18 protein-coding genes, 1 tRNA gene and 1 pseudogene are annotated in these 16,310 nt (G+C 73.7%); 10 read left to right on the top strand and 10 right to left on the bottom strand.

The window, feature by feature from the left end; genetic code table 11:
• Positions 1-70: 70 nt before the first annotated feature.
• Positions 71-661, bottom strand: coding sequence for an oligoribonuclease (gene orn / locus ACN27B_RS15970; RefSeq protein ID WP_091580855.1), 591 nt, complete (start codon positions 659-661; stop codon positions 71-73).
• A gap of 73 nt (positions 662-734) precedes the next feature.
• On the opposite strand from orn, the gene ACN27B_RS15965 reads away from it, so the two are divergent.
• A complete protein-coding gene (locus ACN27B_RS15965) occupies positions 735-1,994 on the top strand; it encodes a glycosyltransferase 87 family protein (RefSeq protein WP_422745738.1) in 1,260 nt (419 codons plus the stop codon).
• A gap of 155 nt (positions 1,995-2,149) precedes the next feature.
• Here ACN27B_RS15965 and ACN27B_RS15960 read toward each other — a convergent pair.
• From ACN27B_RS15960 to ACN27B_RS15950, 3 genes and pseudogenes are all read right to left on the bottom strand, one after another.
• Positions 2,150-2,422: pseudogene (locus tag ACN27B_RS15960) on the bottom strand (hypothetical protein); the annotation flags it as partial.
• Positions 2,423-3,078: 656 nt separating this feature from the next.
• Positions 3,079-3,810: a YcnI family protein gene (locus ACN27B_RS15955; protein ID WP_422745736.1), complete on the bottom strand. Its 732-nt coding sequence runs from the start codon at positions 3,808-3,810 to the stop codon at positions 3,079-3,081.
• A 16-nt stretch (positions 3,811-3,826) separates the two neighbouring features.
• Entirely contained in the window at positions 3,827-5,494 is a 1,668-nt protein-coding gene (locus ACN27B_RS15950; protein WP_099164743.1) for a copper resistance CopC/CopD family protein, read from the bottom strand.
• 221 nt (positions 5,495-5,715) lie between these two features.
• Here ACN27B_RS15950 and ACN27B_RS15945 point away from each other — a divergent pair, with 221 nt between their 5' ends.
• The 4 genes from ACN27B_RS15945 to ACN27B_RS15930 are packed head-to-tail and all read left to right on the top strand — an operon-like array spanning position 5,716 to position 8,649.
• Complete coding sequence (locus ACN27B_RS15945; RefSeq protein WP_422745733.1) at positions 5,716-6,303, top strand: sigma-70 family RNA polymerase sigma factor; 588 nt, start codon at positions 5,716-5,718, stop codon at positions 6,301-6,303.
• 30 nt (positions 6,304-6,333) lie between these two features.
• Positions 6,334-6,855: a MauE/DoxX family redox-associated membrane protein gene (locus ACN27B_RS15940; RefSeq protein WP_099162325.1), complete on the top strand. Its 522-nt coding sequence runs from the start codon at positions 6,334-6,336 to the stop codon at positions 6,853-6,855.
• Positions 6,848-7,564 (top strand): DsbA family protein, encoded by a 717-nt coding sequence (locus ACN27B_RS15935; protein ID WP_099162326.1) that lies wholly within the window; start codon positions 6,848-6,850, stop codon positions 7,562-7,564. Before ACN27B_RS15940 ends, ACN27B_RS15935 begins: the two co-directional genes overlap by 8 nt.
• A complete protein-coding gene (locus ACN27B_RS15930; RefSeq protein ID WP_371682282.1) occupies positions 7,561-8,649 on the top strand; it encodes a hypothetical protein in 1,089 nt (362 codons plus the stop codon). Before ACN27B_RS15935 ends, ACN27B_RS15930 begins: the two co-directional genes overlap by 4 nt.
• A 120-nt stretch (positions 8,650-8,769) precedes the next feature.
• Here ACN27B_RS15930 and ACN27B_RS15925 read toward each other — a convergent pair whose 3' ends face one another.
• The 4 genes from ACN27B_RS15925 to ACN27B_RS15910 are packed head-to-tail and all read right to left on the bottom strand — an operon-like array spanning position 8,770 to position 11,468.
• Complete coding sequence (locus ACN27B_RS15925) at positions 8,770-9,540, bottom strand: energy-coupling factor ABC transporter ATP-binding protein (protein WP_099162327.1); 771 nt, start codon at positions 9,538-9,540, stop codon at positions 8,770-8,772.
• Positions 9,537-10,307: a cobalt ECF transporter T component CbiQ gene (gene cbiQ / locus ACN27B_RS15920; protein ID WP_099162328.1), complete on the bottom strand. Its 771-nt coding sequence runs from the start codon at positions 10,305-10,307 to the stop codon at positions 9,537-9,539. The genes ACN27B_RS15925 and cbiQ overlap by 4 nt, the downstream gene beginning before the upstream one ends.
• A 16-nt stretch (positions 10,308-10,323) precedes the next feature.
• On the bottom strand, positions 10,324-10,752 hold the full coding sequence (locus ACN27B_RS15915; RefSeq protein WP_253866654.1) for a PDGLE domain-containing protein: 429 nt from the start codon (positions 10,750-10,752) through the stop codon (positions 10,324-10,326).
• On the bottom strand, positions 10,749-11,468 hold the full coding sequence (locus ACN27B_RS15910; protein ID WP_099162329.1) for an energy-coupling factor ABC transporter permease: 720 nt from the start codon (positions 11,466-11,468) through the stop codon (positions 10,749-10,751). Before ACN27B_RS15910 ends, ACN27B_RS15915 begins: the two co-directional genes overlap by 4 nt.
• Positions 11,469-11,591: 123 nt before the next feature.
• On the opposite strand from ACN27B_RS15910, the gene bcp reads away from it, so the two are divergent.
• From bcp to ACN27B_RS15890, 4 genes are all read left to right on the top strand, one after another.
• The gene (gene bcp / locus ACN27B_RS15905; RefSeq protein WP_422745729.1) at positions 11,592-12,062 is read left to right on the top strand and encodes a thioredoxin-dependent thiol peroxidase; all 471 of its coding nucleotides are present in this window, start codon (positions 11,592-11,594) and stop codon (positions 12,060-12,062) included.
• 31 nt (positions 12,063-12,093) lie between these two features.
• On the top strand, positions 12,094-12,990 hold the full coding sequence (locus tag ACN27B_RS15900) for a hypothetical protein (RefSeq protein ID WP_422745727.1): 897 nt from the start codon (positions 12,094-12,096) through the stop codon (positions 12,988-12,990).
• Positions 12,976-13,062 (top strand) — tRNA-Leu (locus ACN27B_RS15895). Before ACN27B_RS15900 ends, ACN27B_RS15895 begins: the two co-directional genes overlap by 15 nt.
• 62 nt (positions 13,063-13,124) lie before the next feature.
• Positions 13,125-13,694, top strand: coding sequence for a GNAT family N-acetyltransferase (locus tag ACN27B_RS15890; protein ID WP_396822793.1), 570 nt, complete (start codon positions 13,125-13,127; stop codon positions 13,692-13,694).
• 40 nt (positions 13,695-13,734) lie between these two features.
• On the opposite strand, the gene ACN27B_RS15885 is transcribed toward ACN27B_RS15890, so the two are convergent.
• Together ACN27B_RS15885 and ACN27B_RS15880 are read right to left on the bottom strand one after the other, a co-directional pair.
• Positions 13,735-14,709, bottom strand: a complete 975-nt coding sequence (locus tag ACN27B_RS15885; protein ID WP_099162332.1) for an expansin EXLX1 family cellulose-binding protein — start codon at positions 14,707-14,709, stop codon at positions 13,735-13,737.
• Positions 14,710-14,763: 54 nt separating this feature from the next.
• Positions 14,764-15,060, bottom strand: a complete 297-nt coding sequence (locus ACN27B_RS15880) for a hypothetical protein (protein ID WP_099162333.1) — start codon at positions 15,058-15,060, stop codon at positions 14,764-14,766.
• 177 nt (positions 15,061-15,237) lie between these two features.
• Between ACN27B_RS15880 and ACN27B_RS15875 the strand changes: the two genes are divergently transcribed.
• Entirely contained in the window at positions 15,238-16,302 is a 1,065-nt protein-coding gene (locus tag ACN27B_RS15875) for an LCP family protein (protein WP_422745724.1), read from the top strand.
• The last annotated feature ends 8 nt before the right edge of the window (positions 16,303-16,310 follow it).

Genomic DNA, 16,310 nt, shown 5'->3' with positions numbered 1-16,310 from the left:
ACCCGGGCGGTGCGCGGACTAATAATAGCCACACCCCGGCCGACCCCGTCCACCGGGTTCGGCCCGGGCGTCAGAGCTGCGCGGCGATCGCCTTCGCGGTCTCCACGTCCGGCCCCGGCAGCGGCACGAACACGGTCCGCCGGTAGTACTCCAGCTCGCGGATGCTCTCCCGGATGTCGGCCAGCGCCCGGTGGGCCAGACCCTTCTGCGGCTGGCCGAAGTACACCCGGGGGTACCAGCGCCGGCACAGCTCCTTGATCGACGAGACGTCGATCATCCGGTAGTGCAGGTGGGCGTCGAGCCGGGTCATGTCCCGGGCCAGGAAGCCACGGTCGGTGGCGATCGAGTTGCCGCACAGCGGCGCGGTACGTGGATCCTTCACATAGCTGGTCACGTAGTCGAGCACCATGTCCTCTGCCTCGGCCAGGGTGACCGTGGAGCGGCGTACCTCCTCGGTCAGGCCGGACTTGGCGTGCATGGTCCGCACGATCTCCGGCATGCCCTCCAGCGCCGCGTCGTCGGCGTGGATCACCACGTCGACGCCCTCGCCGAGCACGTTCAGGTCCGGGTCGGTGACGAGCGCGGCGACCTCGATGAGGGCGTCCCGACGCAGGTCCAGCCCGGTCATCTCACAGTCGATCCAGACGAGAAGATCAGCCACCGGGACAGACTACGCGCCGCCGACCCGCCCGCGCCTCGGCACCGGGGGCCAGGTGGACCGCTAGGGTTTCCCCGTGCCAGCCGAACCCGTAGCCCCGCCCGCCGTCAGCCAGGACGACGCGGGCGGACGTACGGCCCGGCGGGTGGTCACGGTGCTGGCGCTGGTCGCGATCCTGCCGGCGCTCTACCTGCGCAACCTGCGGCACGACTACTTCGACCAGAAGATCTACATGTCGGCGATGGACTGGTGGGCGACCGGACACCCGCTCTACGACTACGTCCAGCCGGACCGGGTGCAGGGCGAGCTCTACTTCACCTATCCGCCGCTCGCCGCGCTGCTCCTGGCCCCGTTCGCGTACCTGCGGCTCGGGGTGGCGATCGCCACCTTCGCGGTGCTGACCGTGGTCGCCGTGGTGGTGACCACCCGTTGGCTGGTGCTGCCCGTGCTGCGGCGACACGACCTGCCGCGCGGGTTCGGCCTGACCGTCGCCGTGCTGCTGGTGCTGGCGGTGGAGAGCACCCGGGAGACGCTCACGCTAGGGCAGATCAACATGCTGCTCGTGGTGCTGGTCCTGGCCGACCTGCTGTTCGCCGTACCGCAGGGGCGGCGCTGGGCCGGCGTGGGCGTGGGGCTGGCGGCGGCGCTCAAGCTCTTCCCCGGCATCTTCGTGCTCTACCTGCTGGCCATCCGACGGTGGCGCGCGGCGGCGGCGGCGGCGGCGACCGCCGCGGTGGCCACGCTGCTGGCCGCCGCGGTCGCGCCGGGCGACTCGTGGCGGTTCTGGACCCACGAGCTGTGGACCACCGAGCGGGTGGGCCGCACCGACTACACCGGCAACCAGTCGCTGTTCGGGCTGCTCAGTCGCCTGGCCCCGTCGGCCGAGCCGGGCCGGCTGCCGTGGCTGCTGCTCGTGCTGGCGGTCGCCGGGTTCGGCCTGTGGCGGGCCGCGCGGGCGGCCCGGGCGGGAGACGCGCTGGTGGGTCTCACCCTGACCGGCCTGGTGGGCGGGCTGGTCAGCCCGATCACCTGGATCCACCACCTGTACTGGTTCGTCCCCGCCCTGGTGGTGCTCGTCGACGCGGCGCTGGACGCCGATCCGGCGACGCCCGGCGGGGCGCGCCGGCGCGGCGGTCTGCTCGCGCTGGCCGTCGGCGTCGGCCTGCCGATCGTGTACGGGTTGGTGACGTTCCAGGACTGGGGCACCGCGATCGTGCACACGGACGATCCGGTCGACTTCGTCGTCCGCAACCTGTACGTGCTGCTCAGCCTGCTGCTGCTGGCGGTGCTGCCGATCCGCCGGGGCCGCGATGACTCATCCGAAAATTCGGACTGACCGGACAGACCTCGCGTCTGGGCCGGTTCGGCGCTAATCTTGTCCCAACTACCTCAGGTTTCTCCCAGGTAGCACCGAATTCCCCCGGTGACGGTGGCCCTCCGCGTCGGCAGCGCGGAGGGCCATCCGCCGTCCAGGGCTCACTCCTCGGCCGGCGGCGCGCCGACGGCGACCAGTTGCCGCCGAGGCAGCGGCGGCGGGACCGGCTGCCGGCCCAGCCCGCTCAACGAGCTGACCCCGAGCCGCCCGGCCAGCACCGGAACCTGGTCCGGCTCGACGACGAAGACGACCTCGCGCGGCCGACTCGGGCGCAGCAGCAGCACCGCCGCGAGGACCACCAGCAGCGTCCCGCCGGCCAGCAACGCCCACACCACCCCGGGGAACCAGCCGGCCCGCACCTCGCCCCGCATCTCCAGGTCGAGGCCGGCGGCGCCGTCCGAGCGCATCACCACCAGGCTCAGCGACCGGTGGGCGAACTCGGCCGGGCTCCACTCCAGCGAGCCGACGCCCTGGCGTACCCAGAAGGGCTGGCCGAGCGGGACGGCGTCGGCGACGCCCGCGGTGGCCGGGTCGAGACCGACCGGGAGCGGGCCCCGGGTCACCGCGACGCGTCGCACGGTGCTGTGCGGGACGTCGGCCAGCCACCGTCGCACCTGGTCGGTCGGGGCGAGGCCGAGGAAGACCGGACCGCCGGCGTCCCGCGCGGTGAGGCGCAGCCGGGCCTGCCCGGTCCGGACGATCGGGAGGTCGGCGCGGAGCATCGCGTCCACATCGGTGACCACCACCGCGCGGGCGGGCGTGCGGACCGGCTCGAAGCGGGCGGAGAAGCCGCCGTCCGGGTCGGCGTGCCGGGCGGCGATCCCGAGCCCGGCGCCCGCCACCAGCACCGCGACCCCCACTGCCAGTGCCAGCATGCCGGCGATCGTGCGTACGAAACGCATTCGCGTCGTCCCTCTCGGTAGCCAACTACCCGGCCGACCTTACCGACGCCTGTCGCGCGATCGCCGGATATCGGCGGCACCCGCCCCGGAACGGCAACCGGCCCGGCGGACACGATCCGCCGGGCCGGTGACTGTCGCCGTGCTCAGGACGTCGCGGTGGGCTCCCGCCGGGTACGCGCGAACGCCAGCCCGCCGAGGACCAGGCCGGCCAGGCCGGCGACCAGGCCGGCGACCCCGAGCGCGGTACCCGCGCCCGAGTCGTCGTCATCGTCGTCGTCAGCGGCGGCGGCGGCCGCCGCCGGCGCGCTCGCGCCGGGGGACGCGGACGCCGCGGCGGCCAGCGTGAGCACCGGGGCCGGGTTCTCCGGCTCCTCCGCGCCCGGCGTCGGCTCCTCGATCCAGCGGGAGACGTTGCCGTCGGAGTAGGTCTGCAGCACCTTGAACACCATGGTGTCCACCTGCGGCAGCGGCCCCATCGACACCGGGAACTCCTGGAACTCGCCCGGCTTGACGCCGCCGCCCTGCGCCGCGGTGAAGGTGAGCTTGGAGACCGCCTCGGTGAGCTGGCTGCCGTGCACCTCGATCGGCGGGTCGACCTTGCGCTTCTCCACCGCCACCGTCCAGCCCGGCACCGGCATGGTCGACACGGAACCCACCGGCGCGTTCGCCGGCAGGTTCACCTCGACCTTGACCGTCGACGCCGTGTCGCTCTCGTTCGGCACCCGGAACGCGAACCGACCGTAGCCGCCCTGCGTAGCCTCCTTCGGATTGACGGTGACGTGCGCCGAGGCCGACCCGGCCAGGCCGAGGACGGCGGTGGCGGCGGCGGCGAGAGTCAGCGCGGCGGCGGTCGCGGGGCGCCGGAGACGGATCATCAGAGGGAACCTTCCGTTACTTGATCGGCACGGTGGCGGTCACCGTGGCCTGGTCGATGTCGGACGTGCGGACGGTGAAGCGGAGCTGCCAGTCGCCCCGGGCCGGCAGGTTGACCTCGCCGGTGGCGTGGTTGTCGCTCAACGGCAGCAGCGGGACCGTGATCGGCTCGATCCCGGCCGACGGCAGCGCCGCGGTGACCTTCCACTCCTGCACCGGCTGCGGCCGGTTGTCGGTCGTGTAGGCGTAGAGGTGCAGCGAGTTGTTGCCGGTCTCGGCCGGGTCCAGCTCGACCTGGAGCGAGTAGATCGGGCTGCTCAGCGTGGTGGAGAAGTAGCCGGCCGGCGCGCCGGCCACGTCGGCGGCCGCGGTCCGCGCCGGGGTGGTCTGCACCAGCGTCGCGGACAGGCCCAGCACCACCGCGGTGATCGCCAGCTCGGCCACCACGGCCCGCCGCATCGAACCCGGCCGGCCGGCGGCGACCCGCCGGCGCACCAGCGCCCGGGAGTACGCGGCCACACCGATCACCAACGCGAACAGCACGATCTTGGCGAGCAGCAGCCGCCCGTACGTGGTGTCGATCAGTGCCGTCGGGCTCGCCACCTCGATCAGACCCTGCACGGTGCCGGCCAGCAGCAGCGCGGCCACCGCCAACGCGGCCCAGCGGGACCAGATCGGCAGGATGGCGTCCAGCTCGCGTTCGTCGGCGCGGCGCAGCAGGAAGACCGCCAGCATCACCAGACCGCCCAGCCAGACCGCCATCCCGCCCAGGTGCACAGCGTCCACCACCACCGAGACGGCCGGCGCCGGGGAGGCGGCGGCGTGACCGGCGAGCGGCCAGGTGAACAACGCCGCACCGCCGAGGACGGCCAGGATGATCCCGTCGGTGCGGCCGACCGGACCGGCGAACAGCGGGCGGAGCAGGAACGCCGCCGCGGCCAGCAGGCCCAGCCGGACCAGGTGGGTGGTGCCGTAGGCGCTGCCCAGCACGTCGCCCAGGCCGGCCCCGGTGACGTCGAACAGCCCGCCGCCGTTGGTATAGGGCACCTGGATCCACAGCTCGGCCACGGTGGCGGCGGCCAGCACGCCGAGCCCGGTCCAGGCCAGCCGCGCCGGGCCCCGGCGGGACAGCCGACGCGGCCAGAGCGCGGCCAGCACCAGGGCCGGGCCGACCAGCAGCAGCAGGCCCACGTAGCCGACGTACTTCGCCACCTTGACCGCGGTCTCCGTCACCGGGTTCGCCCGGTTGTCCGAGCCGGTGTCGGTCGGCGGCTCCGACGGCGCGCCGACCGAGTAGGTGAACGCGCCGGAGACCGGGTGGCTGTCCGCCGAGATCACCCGGTAGCTCACCAGGTAGGTGCCGCGCGCGCCGGACGGGTCCACCGGGATGGTGACCTCGGCGCCCTGGAACGTCGGCTCACCCCGGTCGGCCCGGGAGCCGTCCGGGGCGATCACCCGGACCTTGCCGGGCACCTTCCGGACGCCCTCGCTGAAGGTGATCACCACCTGGGCGGGCGCCTCGGGCACCACGGCGGACGCGGCGGGGCTGCTGCTCACCAGCACCGCGTGGGCGCTGGCCGGGGTGGCCGGGGCGAGCAGCAGGGTGACCAGGAGGAGCAGCAGCCCGGCGACGGTCCCGGAGCGGGCGGCGACGACCCCGGGCGGGCGGCGTACGGCAGCAGTCATGACCGCCATGGTTCCCGAACCGTGGCGGGCCCGGCGAGCCGACCTCCGCCGGGCGCGCCGCAGCGCCCGATCGGTGCGGTGACGCGCGCCACCGGAACCTGGTCGGAGGTCATGAGGGGGTAGTCGGTGGGCGGACGGAAAAAGTTCCCGGCGTGTGCGGGACCACGGAATGGGCCGAAGGACCCTGTCACCCACAGGTACGCCGCGTAACCTCGTCTGTCGTGATCCCCGCCCCGCGCGACACCGCCGCCGACCACCCCGAGCCGGGGTCCGCGGCTGCGCGGGAGACGGTCACCGGGTGGGCGCTGGCCGCCCGGCACGGCGACCCGGCCGCCCAGGCCGCGTTCGTCCGGGCCACCCAGGCCGAGGTCTGGCGCTTCACCGCCGCCCTGGTCGACCCGGACAGCGCGGACGACCTGACGCAGGAGACCTACCTGCGGGCGTTCCGGGCGCTGCCCGGCTTCGAGGGACGGTCCACCGCCCGCACCTGGCTGCTCGGCATCGCCCGCCGGGCCTGCGCCGACCACCTGCGGACCGTGGTGCGCCGCCGCCGGCTCGACGAACGGCTCGCCGCCCAGGCGGCCACCGACCGGCCCGGGCCGGACCCGGCCGGCCAGCTGGGCGCCGCCGACCTGGTCCGCCGGCTGCCCGCCGAGCGGCGCTCCGCGTTCGTGCTCACCCAGCTGCTCGGCCTGTCCTACGCCGAGGCCGCCGACGTGGAGGGGGTGCCGGTGGGCACCATCCGCTCCCGCGTCGCGCGGGCCCGCGACGAGCTGGTCGGCGCCGTCGGCGACACACTGGCCGGATAGCGGGAACCTTTCATGCCTCCCGGACGACGAATGACTGTGACCCCCTCCCCCACCCGGGCCGACCGCTGGCGGGCCCTGCGGCCCTGGCTCGGCGTGGCGGCCCGCCTCGGGCTGGCCGCCGTCTGGCTGATCGCCGGTGGCACCAAGGTCGGTGACCTGGCCGCCTCCGGTCGGGCCGTGAACGCCTACCAGGTGATGCCGTACGACCTGGCCACGGTGATCGGCGCGGCGCTGCCGTTCGTGGAGCTGGCCCTGGGGCTGCTGCTGCTCGTCGGGCTGGCCACCCGGGTCAGCGCCGGTGTCTCCGCCGCGCTGCTGGTGGTCTTCGTCGTCGGCATCGCCTCGGCCTGGGCCCGCGGCCTGGCCATCGACTGCGGGTGCTTCGGCAGCGGCGGCCAGCTCGGCGCCGGCGAGACACCGAGCTACCTCCCGGAGATCCTCCGGGACCTGGGATTCCTGCTACTGGCCGGATTCCTGCTGATCTGGCCCCGCACCCCGTTCTCGGTGGACGGCTGGCTGGCGGGCGACATCGTGGAGGACGAGGATGAGTAGTCGCAAGGGACGCAAGGACGCGTCACGGGTGGTGCGCGAGCAGATCGCCCGGGAGAAGCGGCGCAAGCGCACCCTCTACACCACCATCGCCGCGGTGCTGGTGCTGATCCTCGCCGGCGGCATCGGCTGGGCCGTCTACTCCTCGCAGAAGTCCGACGACTTCACCGCGCCGCCCGGTGCCAACGACGCCGGCACCGGCATCGTCGAGGGCAGCGGCCCGGTCACCATCGACCTGTACGAGGACTACCTCTGCCCGGTCTGCAAGCAGTTCCAGCAGGTCAACGGCGAGACCATCAACCAGCTCGTCAGCGAGGGCAAGGCGAAGGTGGTCTTCCACCCGGTCGCCTTCCTCAACCGCTTCTCCACCACCGAATACTCCACCCGCTCGTCGGCCGCCTCCGGCTGCGCCGCCGAGGGCGGCAAGTTCCGCGAGTTCACCGACCAGCTCTTCGCCAAGCAGCCGCCGGAGGGCAGCGCCGGGCTCAGCAACGACGAGCTGATCGACATCGGCGCGGGCGTCGGGCTGAACCGGGACGACTTCGCCTCCTGCGTGAACGACGGCACCTACACGGCGTGGACCGAGCACGTGACCGACGAGGCGAGCAAGTCCGGCGTGACCGGCACCCCGACCATCAAGGTGAACGGCAGCGAGGTGCAGGACAAGAGCCCGGACGGGATCAAGGCGGCCGTGGAGGCGGCCGGGAAGTGATCCCCGCACCGCTGCGCCGGGCCGGGCTGGTGGTCGCCGTCGCGGCCACCGCCCTGCTCGCGCTCGCCGCACCGGCCGCCGCGCACGGCGCGGACGCCCCCGACGGCACCGACTACCGGGGCGCGGTCACCGGCGTCAGCCCGGACCGGCCCGGGCTGACCGCCCGGCTGGTCGAGGCCGGCGCGCGGCTGGAGCTGACCAACCGCACCGGCGCCGACGTGACCGTGCTCGGCTACTCCGGCGAGCCCTACCTGCGGATCGGCCCCGAGGGCGTGTTCGAGAACAGGCGCTCGCCGGCCACCTGGCTGAACCGGACGTTGGCCGGCGAGACCCGACTGCCGGCCGAGGCGGACCCGGCCGCCCCGCCGGACTGGCGGCGGATCGACGACGGACCCACCGCCCGCTGGCACGACCAGCGCACACTGTGGCGCGAGGACGCCCCACCGGCCGCCGTCGCCGCCGCCCCCGACCGGGAGCAGCGGGTCCGCGACTGGGTGGTGCCGCTGCGCGCCGGGACCGAACCGATCGAGGTACGCGGCACGCTGGACTGGGTACCGCCGCCCGACCCGTACCCCTGGTGGGTGGCCGCCACCCTCGGTTTCCTGGTGATCGGCGCGGCCGGGCTGGTGCCCGGCGGCACGACCGCCGGCGTGCGCGCGCTGCGCGCGGTGGGCGGCCTGCTCGCCCTCGGCGGCGTGGCGGCCGTGGCGCTCACCGTCGGCCGCGCGCTCGACACCGGCGGCCCCGGGTTCGGCGGCCTGCTCGCCGAGCTGCTCACCGGCCAGGTGTGGACGCTGCTCACCGGCCTCGGCGCGCTCGCCGCCGGCGGCTACGCGCTGGCCCGCCGACCGGCCGCCGACTTCACGCTGGCGCTGGCCGGCGCGTGCCTCACCCTGTTCGCCGGGGTGTCGAACCTGGCCGTGCTGTCCCGCTCGGTCCCCCCGGCCGCCGGCCCCGCAGGACTGGTGCGCGTCCTGGTCGCCGTGGCCCTGGCCACCGGCGCCGGCGCGGTCGCCGCCGGTCTGCTCCGCCTCCGCACCGCCGCCCGCACCACCCCCCACCCCCACCTGACCCGCACCCCCTGACCCGCCCCCGCGCCCCCCGCGCCCCTCGCGGCGGCGATCTTGCAGTTGCGGCCCCGCGAGTGCGGCTTTTGTTCCGTTGTGCCGGGGCCCAAAGTGCAAGATCGCCGAGGTTACGGTGGGTCAGGGCGAGCGGGGGGAGGTGGGGGCGAAGCCGTGGGGGAGTTCGAGGCGGTGTGCGGACAGCAGCGTTTCGTCGGAGAGGACGTCTGCGGTGGGGGCGTCGGCGACGATGCGGCCGCCGTCCAGGATCACCGCGCGGGGACACAGCTCGGCCGCGTACGGCAGGTCGTGGGTGACCATCAGCAGCGTCACCGGCAGGCCGCGCAGGATCTCCGCCAGCTCCCGGCGGGCCGCCGGGTCGAGGTTGGACGACGGCTCGTCCAGCACCAGGATCTCCGGACGCATGGCCAGCACCGTGGCCACCGCCACCCGGCGCCGCTGCCCGAACGACAGGTGGTGCGGCGCCCGGTCCCGGTGCTCGGCCATGCCCACCGCCGCGAGCGCCTCGTCGACCCGTTCCGCCAGCTCGGCCCCGCGCAGACCCAGGTTGGCCGGGCCGAACGCGACGTCCTCCGCCACCGTGGGCAGGAAGAGCTGGTCGTCCGGGTCCTGGAAGACGATGCCGACCCGGCGGCGGACCTCGGCGAGGGTGTCCCGGTCGCGGGTCACCGTCAGACCACCGACCGCCACCGTCCCCTCGGTCGGGGTGAGGATGCCGTTGAGGTGAAGCACCAGCGTGGTCTTGCCGGCGCCGTTCGGCCCGAGCAGCGCCACCCGGTCGCCGCGCGGCACGGTCAGGTCCACCCCGTGCAGGGCGACGTGACCGTCCGGATACGCGTACCGGACGCCACGGACGTCCAGGGAGGGCGGCTGCTGCACGTACCCGATCATTGCAGGACGAGCGCGGCGGCGGCGATGGAGGCCGCGATCACCGGCACCGTCGCGCCCACCGCCCACTGCCCGGCGGTGGCCGCCCCGGCCCCCTGCCAGACCGCCGGCATCCGGCCGGTGTAGCCGCGGGAGACCATCGCCAGATAGACCCGCTCGCCCCGCTCGAAGGCGCGCAGGAACAGCGCGCCGACCCCGGCCGCGAAGCCGCGCAACTGCCACAGGAAGCGCGGGTCGTCGCCCCGGGACACCCGGGCCACCCGCATCCGCCGGGCCTCCCCGACCAGCACCTCCAGGTAGCGCAGCATGAACGTGGCGATCTGGGTGAGGATCTGCGGGCAGCGCAGCCGGTCCAGGCCGAGGATCAGGTCACGTGTCGTCGTGGTCGCCGCCAGCAGGAGTGACGCGAGGACGCCGAGCGTGCCCTTGGCCAGGATGTTGAACGCGCCGTGCAACCCGTCGACGGAGAGGCCGAGCCCGGCCACCTCGACCCGCTCCCCCGTGCCGAGGAACGGCAGCGCGAACGCGAACAGCACGAACGGCAGCTCGATCAACGCCCGCCCGAGCAGCCAGCGCGGGCCGACCCGGGCCAGCGCCGCCACCCCGGCCACCAGCAGGGCGTATCCGCCGAACGCCCAGTACGCCTCCCGCGGGGTGGCGACCACCGCCACGGTGAACAGCACCATGGCGGCGATCTTCACCTCCGGCGGGAGGCGGTGCACCGGCGAGCCGGACTCGCGGTAGAGCACGTGCGCGTGCCCGGCGCCCATCGTCGACCTCCCCGGCTCAGCGGCCGTCGGTGGACCGGGGCGTGCCGGTCGCGGTGGCGCCCACCGGGTCCACGGCGTCGGTGGTCGGGCCGGTCGTGGTGGCGCGGGCCGGACCGCGACGGCGGGCCAGCCAGAACAGGCCGCCGCCGACCGCGAAGGTGAGCAGCACGCCGAGCACGCCGGACAGGCCGGTGGAGAGGAAGTCGTTGCCGATGCCACGTACGCCGTAGTCGGCCAGCGGGCTGTCCGCCAGCTCGTGGTCCTTGGCCTGCTGGGCCGGGCAACTGCCGCCGGTGATCTCGTCGTCGGCGTTCACCGTGCAGCCCTTGAGCAGCGACGAGTCGAGCCCGTCCGGGTGCGACGAGGCGTAGTTGCTGACCACGCCGGCCAGCAGCAGCGCCACCAGCAGGCCACCGAGGAGGAACGGCCAGGGACGCTTGCTCATCGGGCACCTCCGGCGACCGGGACGGCGGGAGCCGGGGTGGCCGGCTTGAGGGCGCGCAGCGCATAGACCAGGTCGGGGCGGACCTTGGCGACGGTGACCACGGTGGTCGCGGTGATCAGGCCCTCGCCGATGCCGATCAGCAGGTGTGCGACGGCCATCGTGCCGGCCAGCCCGCCCAGGTTGCCGCCCAGGTCGGTGGTGCCGCCCAGCCAGTACTGCAGCACGAAGCCCTGGGACGCGACCACGACGCTGACCAGCGCGGAGACGAACGCGGTGACCGCCAGCCCGGCGGGCGTACGCGGCAGGACCCGCAGCAGCAGCGCGATCAGCAGGTAGGCGGCGGCGGTGCCGAGGATCGCCATGTTGGTGATGTTGAGGCCGAGCATGGCCACTCCGCCGTCGCCGAAGACCAGGGCCTGCACGACCAGCACCACGGCCACGCAGAGGGCACCGACCCAGGGGCCGACCAGCAGCGCGGCCAGCGCGCCGCCGAGCAGGTGGCCGCTCACCCCGGCGGTGAAGATCGGGAAGTTGAGCATCTGCACGGCGAAGATGAACGCCGCCACCAGACCGGCCATCGGCGCCAGCCGGTCGTCGAGGTCGGCCCGGCCGCGCAGCACGCAGAACGTGAGCGCGGCGAGCGCGAAGGCCGCGAAGATCGCGGCGACGGGACCGTCGATGATCCCGTTGGAGATGTGCATCGCCAGGGTTTCCACGAGGTGAGCCTATTTCCGGCAGGGGGTTGTTGCCAATCCCTTGCAACAAGGCATGGTGATCATCACGCTCGGCCGGGTGTCGCCGCCGGTCACCGACCCGGGCGCGGCGGTATCGTCACCGCCATGACCGACCGCCTGAAGCCCGGCGACCCCGCCCCCGAGTTCACCCTCCCCACCGACGACGGCGGGACCCTCTCCCTGACCGACCTGCGCGGCCGCAAGGTCATCGTGTACGCGTACCCGGCCGCCATGACGCCCGGCTGCACGAAGCAGGCGTGCGACTTCCGCGACTCGCTCGCCTCGCTGCAGTCCGCCGGCTACGAGGTGGTGGGCATCTCGCCGGACAAGCCGGCCAAGCTGGCCAAGTTCCGCGACCGCGACGCCATCACGTTCCCCCTGGTCGCCGACGAGGACAAGGCGGTGCTGACCGCGTACGGCGCGTACGGCGAGAAGCAGATGTACGGGCGCACGGTCACCGGCGTGATCCGCTCCACGTTCGTGGTGGACGAGGAGGGCCGGATCGCGCACGCGTTCTACAACGTCAAGGCCACCGGCCACGTCGCCAAGCTGCGCCGGGACCTCGGGCTCGACTGAACCTGTCGGTCGCCACGGTTACCGTCGGCGCATGGTGCGTTACCGCTATTCACCGGAACTGCTCGCCGTCACCGCCGCACGGGCGCACAGCGTGACGGAGGTCATGCGACTGCTCGGGGTGCGGGTCAGTGGCGGGTCGCACGCGCACATCAGCCGGCAGCTCAAGCGCTTCGGCGTCGACACCTCACACTTCACCGGGCAGGGACACCGGCGCGGAGTGCCAGGCCCCCGGCAGGCGCCGACGGAAACCCTGGTCCGGCTACCGCCGGACGCCGCCCGCACACCCGGCTTCCGGCTCCGCCGCGCCCTGCTGGAGATCGGCCGCGCCGAACGTTGCGCCATCTGTCACCTCGACCCCTGGTGGCAGGACGCCCCGCTCATCCTCCACGTTGACCACCTCAACGGCGATCCGCTCGACAATCGCTCCGCCAACCTTCGTTTCCTTTGCCCCAACTGCCACAGTCAGACCGCGACGTTCGCCGGACGGGCGCGACCGATCGACGCGACGGCCGCCGGCGCTGTTCCGGAGGTCGAGCAGCCGGACGACGCGGGGCGGCCCGACGCGACGAGCCTGATCCGACTGGTGAGCGCCGGTCGGATGACAAGCGTGGATGCTGCTCGGCTACTCGGCTGCACAAGGGATCACGTCGGTAGGTTGCGTCGGCGTCTCGAAGCAACGGGCACCATCGAACCGCCGCCACGGGTCCGCGACCGTCCGGTCCAACGGCGGTTCCGGGATCAGGCGATCCGGTACGCGCTGACACACCCGGAGGCCGGGTCACGACAGATCGCCCAGGCGTTGACCGACGACGAAGCGGAGCCGGCCGCAATCAGCCATCGCACGGTGCAACGGATCCTTCTGGAGGCTCGACTCACGACGGCGGAGGCGCGACGCTCTAGACTGAGCGGGCCTGCGGGAGTGGCGTAACAGGCAGCCGCGATAGGTTTAGGTCCTATTGTCCGAAAGGACGTGGGGGTTCGACTCCCCTCTCCCGCACCAACAGCCGTGTTACCCGTCACGGACGCAGGTGGGCGACCCGCCGCATCCCGCAGGATGGCGACGTGGACCTGCGCTTCGTACTCGACCCCGACCTCACGCCTGAGCTGCGCGAACAGCTCGTCGACCTGTGGGTGGACGTGACCAACGCCGGCGGTGCGGTCGGCTTCGTCGCCCCGGTCACCGAGGCCGAGGTGCGGCCGGTCGCCGAGTCGACGCTCGCCGAGGTCGCCGACGGGCCGGACCGGCTGCTGGTCGGCTACGCGGGCGAACGGCTGGTCGCCGTCGTGGTCGTCGCGGACAACCGGTTCCACCTGAAGACGCACTGGCGGGTGCTCAAGCGGGTCATGGTGCACCCCGACACCCAGGGACGCGGGTACGGCGCCGCGCTGATGCGCGAGGCCGAGCGGGTCACCCGGGCGCTGGGCGTGGAGGCGCTGCACGTGACCGTCCGCGACGGACTCGGCCTGGACCGCTTCTACCGGCGTCTCGGCTACCGGGAGATCGGCCGCCTGCCCGCCGCGCTCCGCCTGTCCCCCACCGACTCCCGCGACGAGATCCTCATGTGGCGCGACCTCCCCGCACGCCCCGGATCCGTCGATCATGCAGTGGTGGCACCTGACAAAGTCCACTGATCCGACATCCGAGGCGCCACAACTCCGTGATCGACGAAGGTCAGGCGCACGCGCCCGGGGCGGCGGCCTCCACGACGGGCGTGGGCGTGGACGGGGTGGGCGTAGACGGGGATGACGGGGGCGGAGACGGGGACGCGCTGGTGGGGCGGGCGGACGGGGAGCGGGACGGCTTCGCCGGCCGGGTGGTCGTGGCGGCACCCGCGCCGTACATCCGGACCGTGCTGCGCTGCACCTGACCCGGTGCCATCCGGATGCCGGTGGCGGTCGCCCGGTGGCCGTACACGTCGGTGACCCGGATCGTGTACGGGCCGGGGCCGGCGCCGGAGGGGATCAGCCAGTAGTTGTAGTCCTCCCGGTCCGCCGCCCGCCACGACCCGTTCTGCCGGACCTCCACCGAGCGCAGCGGGTTGCCGTGGTCGCCGACCAGGACGGCGAACCACCACTGGGAGGCGCCTTCCTTGATCCGGAAGGTGAGCGGGCCGGGCAGCGCCGGGTCAACCACCGCCCGGTAGGTGACCCGGACGACGCCCTGCACCGGTTCGGCGATCCGGGCGAACGCCTCGGCGGAGAGGTCGAGGTGACCGGGCGCACACTCCGGGCACTGGTCCATGACGAGCACCCGGACGGTGCCGCGCGGGCCGGTGACGTCGAGGAAGCCGCCGCATGACGCACCGGCCGCGTACTCGCTGGGGCCCAGCGCCACGTAGAGCCGGTTGGTGGGCGCGGCGGGCCGGGAGCAGTTGCCGCCGGCGCCCTTCGAGTCGTAGAAGGTGGCCTTCCCGGAGTGCGCGCCGGCGCCGAGCGGCGGGGCGGCACCGACCGGCGGGGCGGCGCAGGCGGGGGCGGCGCCGCCGCGTACCGCGAGGGTCACCGCGACCACGGCGGCGAGCGCGGCCAGGCCGGCCGCGGCGAGCCGGCGGCGGGCCCGGGCCGGGGCACGGCGGCGGCCGGGCCCGGCGGGCGGGCGCTCGGCGCCGGCGGGGATCGGTGGGTGGGGCGCGCTGCCGTCGGTCACGCCGGTCGATGCTGCCGGACCGGCCGGTGGGCGGACAAGCGGGCTAAGCGAAAGCTAAGGCCGGTGGGCGCGGGCGACCGAGGTGATCCCGGCGAGGTCGCCGGCGAACTCCGGGCGCTGCCGCAACGCGTCCTCCAGGCGGACCCGCCACAGGCCGGTCTCGACCGACACCCGGGCGTCACCGACGTGGCGGACCCGCTCGCGACTCTCCGCGAGCGCCTCCCCGGCGGCGGCGCCGAACAGGGCGTCGAACTCGTGCCGGAGCCAGTCGAACAGCCGGTCGTCGTGGAACGCGCCGCCGATCACCCGGGCGGTGTCCCACGCCACCCGTGGCTGGTGGATCACCTGCATCTCGACTCCTCGGTCGACGTCTCGTTTCGGCCATCATCTATCCTCCGCGGTCCGGCGACAAGGCCCGCCCGGGGCGACGTCGGTCCGGTGGGGAGCGCCGGGCCGGCCGGGCCGGTGGGCATCGGCCGTCCGGATGAGGGGCACCGCGACGAAACGCGAATCAGTAGCATCCCGGGCATGTCCGATCGCCAGCCCCTCGCCGGATCCGACCCCCACCCCGCGACGTCCGACGTGGAGCCGGACGGCCCGGAGGAGAAGACGCCCCGGCGTCGCCGGGGCCTGCGGATCGCGCTGATCCTGCTGCTCGTGGTGGTGCTGCTGGGTGGGGGTGGCGCCCTGGCCGGCGGGCTCTACTACCGGTCGGTCGACAAGTCGATCGAACGGGTGGACGCGTTCGAAGGCGTACCCGAGGCGTCCCGGCCTCCGGTCGCGGCGAAGGGCGCGATGAACATCATGATCCTGGGCAGCGACTCCCGCGATCCGGAGAGCACCGGCGGGTCGCGCAGTGACACGATCATCCTGGCCCACCTGCCGAAGGACCGGTCCAGCGCCCAGCTCATCTCGATCCCCCGGGACACCTGGACGGCGGTGCCGAAGTCCAAGGAGGGCCGGGGCGGCCGGGACGCGAAGATCAACGCCGCGTACGCCTGGGGTGGCGTGCCGCTGATGGTGCAGACCGTGGAGAAGTTCAGCGGCGTCCGGGTCGACAACGTGGCCATGGTGGACTTCGCCGCCTTCAAGGAGATCATCGACGCGCTGGGCGGCGTCGAGATCGACGTGGAGAAGGGCTTCACCACGAAGTACTCGCTGATCGGCACCCGGACGTTCAAGCAGGGCCGGCAGACCATGGACGGCGCCGCCGCGCTGGACTACGCGCGGGAGCGGCACGCCTTCCCGGACGGCGACTTCGCGCGCATCCGCCACCAGCAGCAGGTGATCAAGGCGATCCTGGACAAGGCGGCCTCCGGCGGCGTGCTGACCAACCCGGCCAAGCTCAACTCGTTCGTCCGGGCCACGTCGAACTCGGTGGCGGTCGACAAGTCCCTGTCCCTGGTGGACCTGGCGATGGAGATGCGGGGCCTGCGCAGCGGCAACCTGACGTTCTTCACCTGCCCGGTGAAGGGGACGGGCCGGGTCGGCAGCGAGAGCGTGGTGTTCCCGGACCCGGCCCGGTCGAAGACGTTGTTCGACGCGGTCCGCCGGGACTCGGTCCCGGACATCCTGGCGGTCAGCGGAAAGTAGGACGTCGA

Source organism: Micromonospora sp. WMMD754 (assembly GCF_049315235.1).
Taxonomy (GTDB): Bacteria; Actinomycetota; Actinomycetes; order Mycobacteriales; family Micromonosporaceae; genus Micromonospora; species Micromonospora sediminicola.
This window is presented reverse-complemented; position numbering and strand designations above follow the sequence as displayed.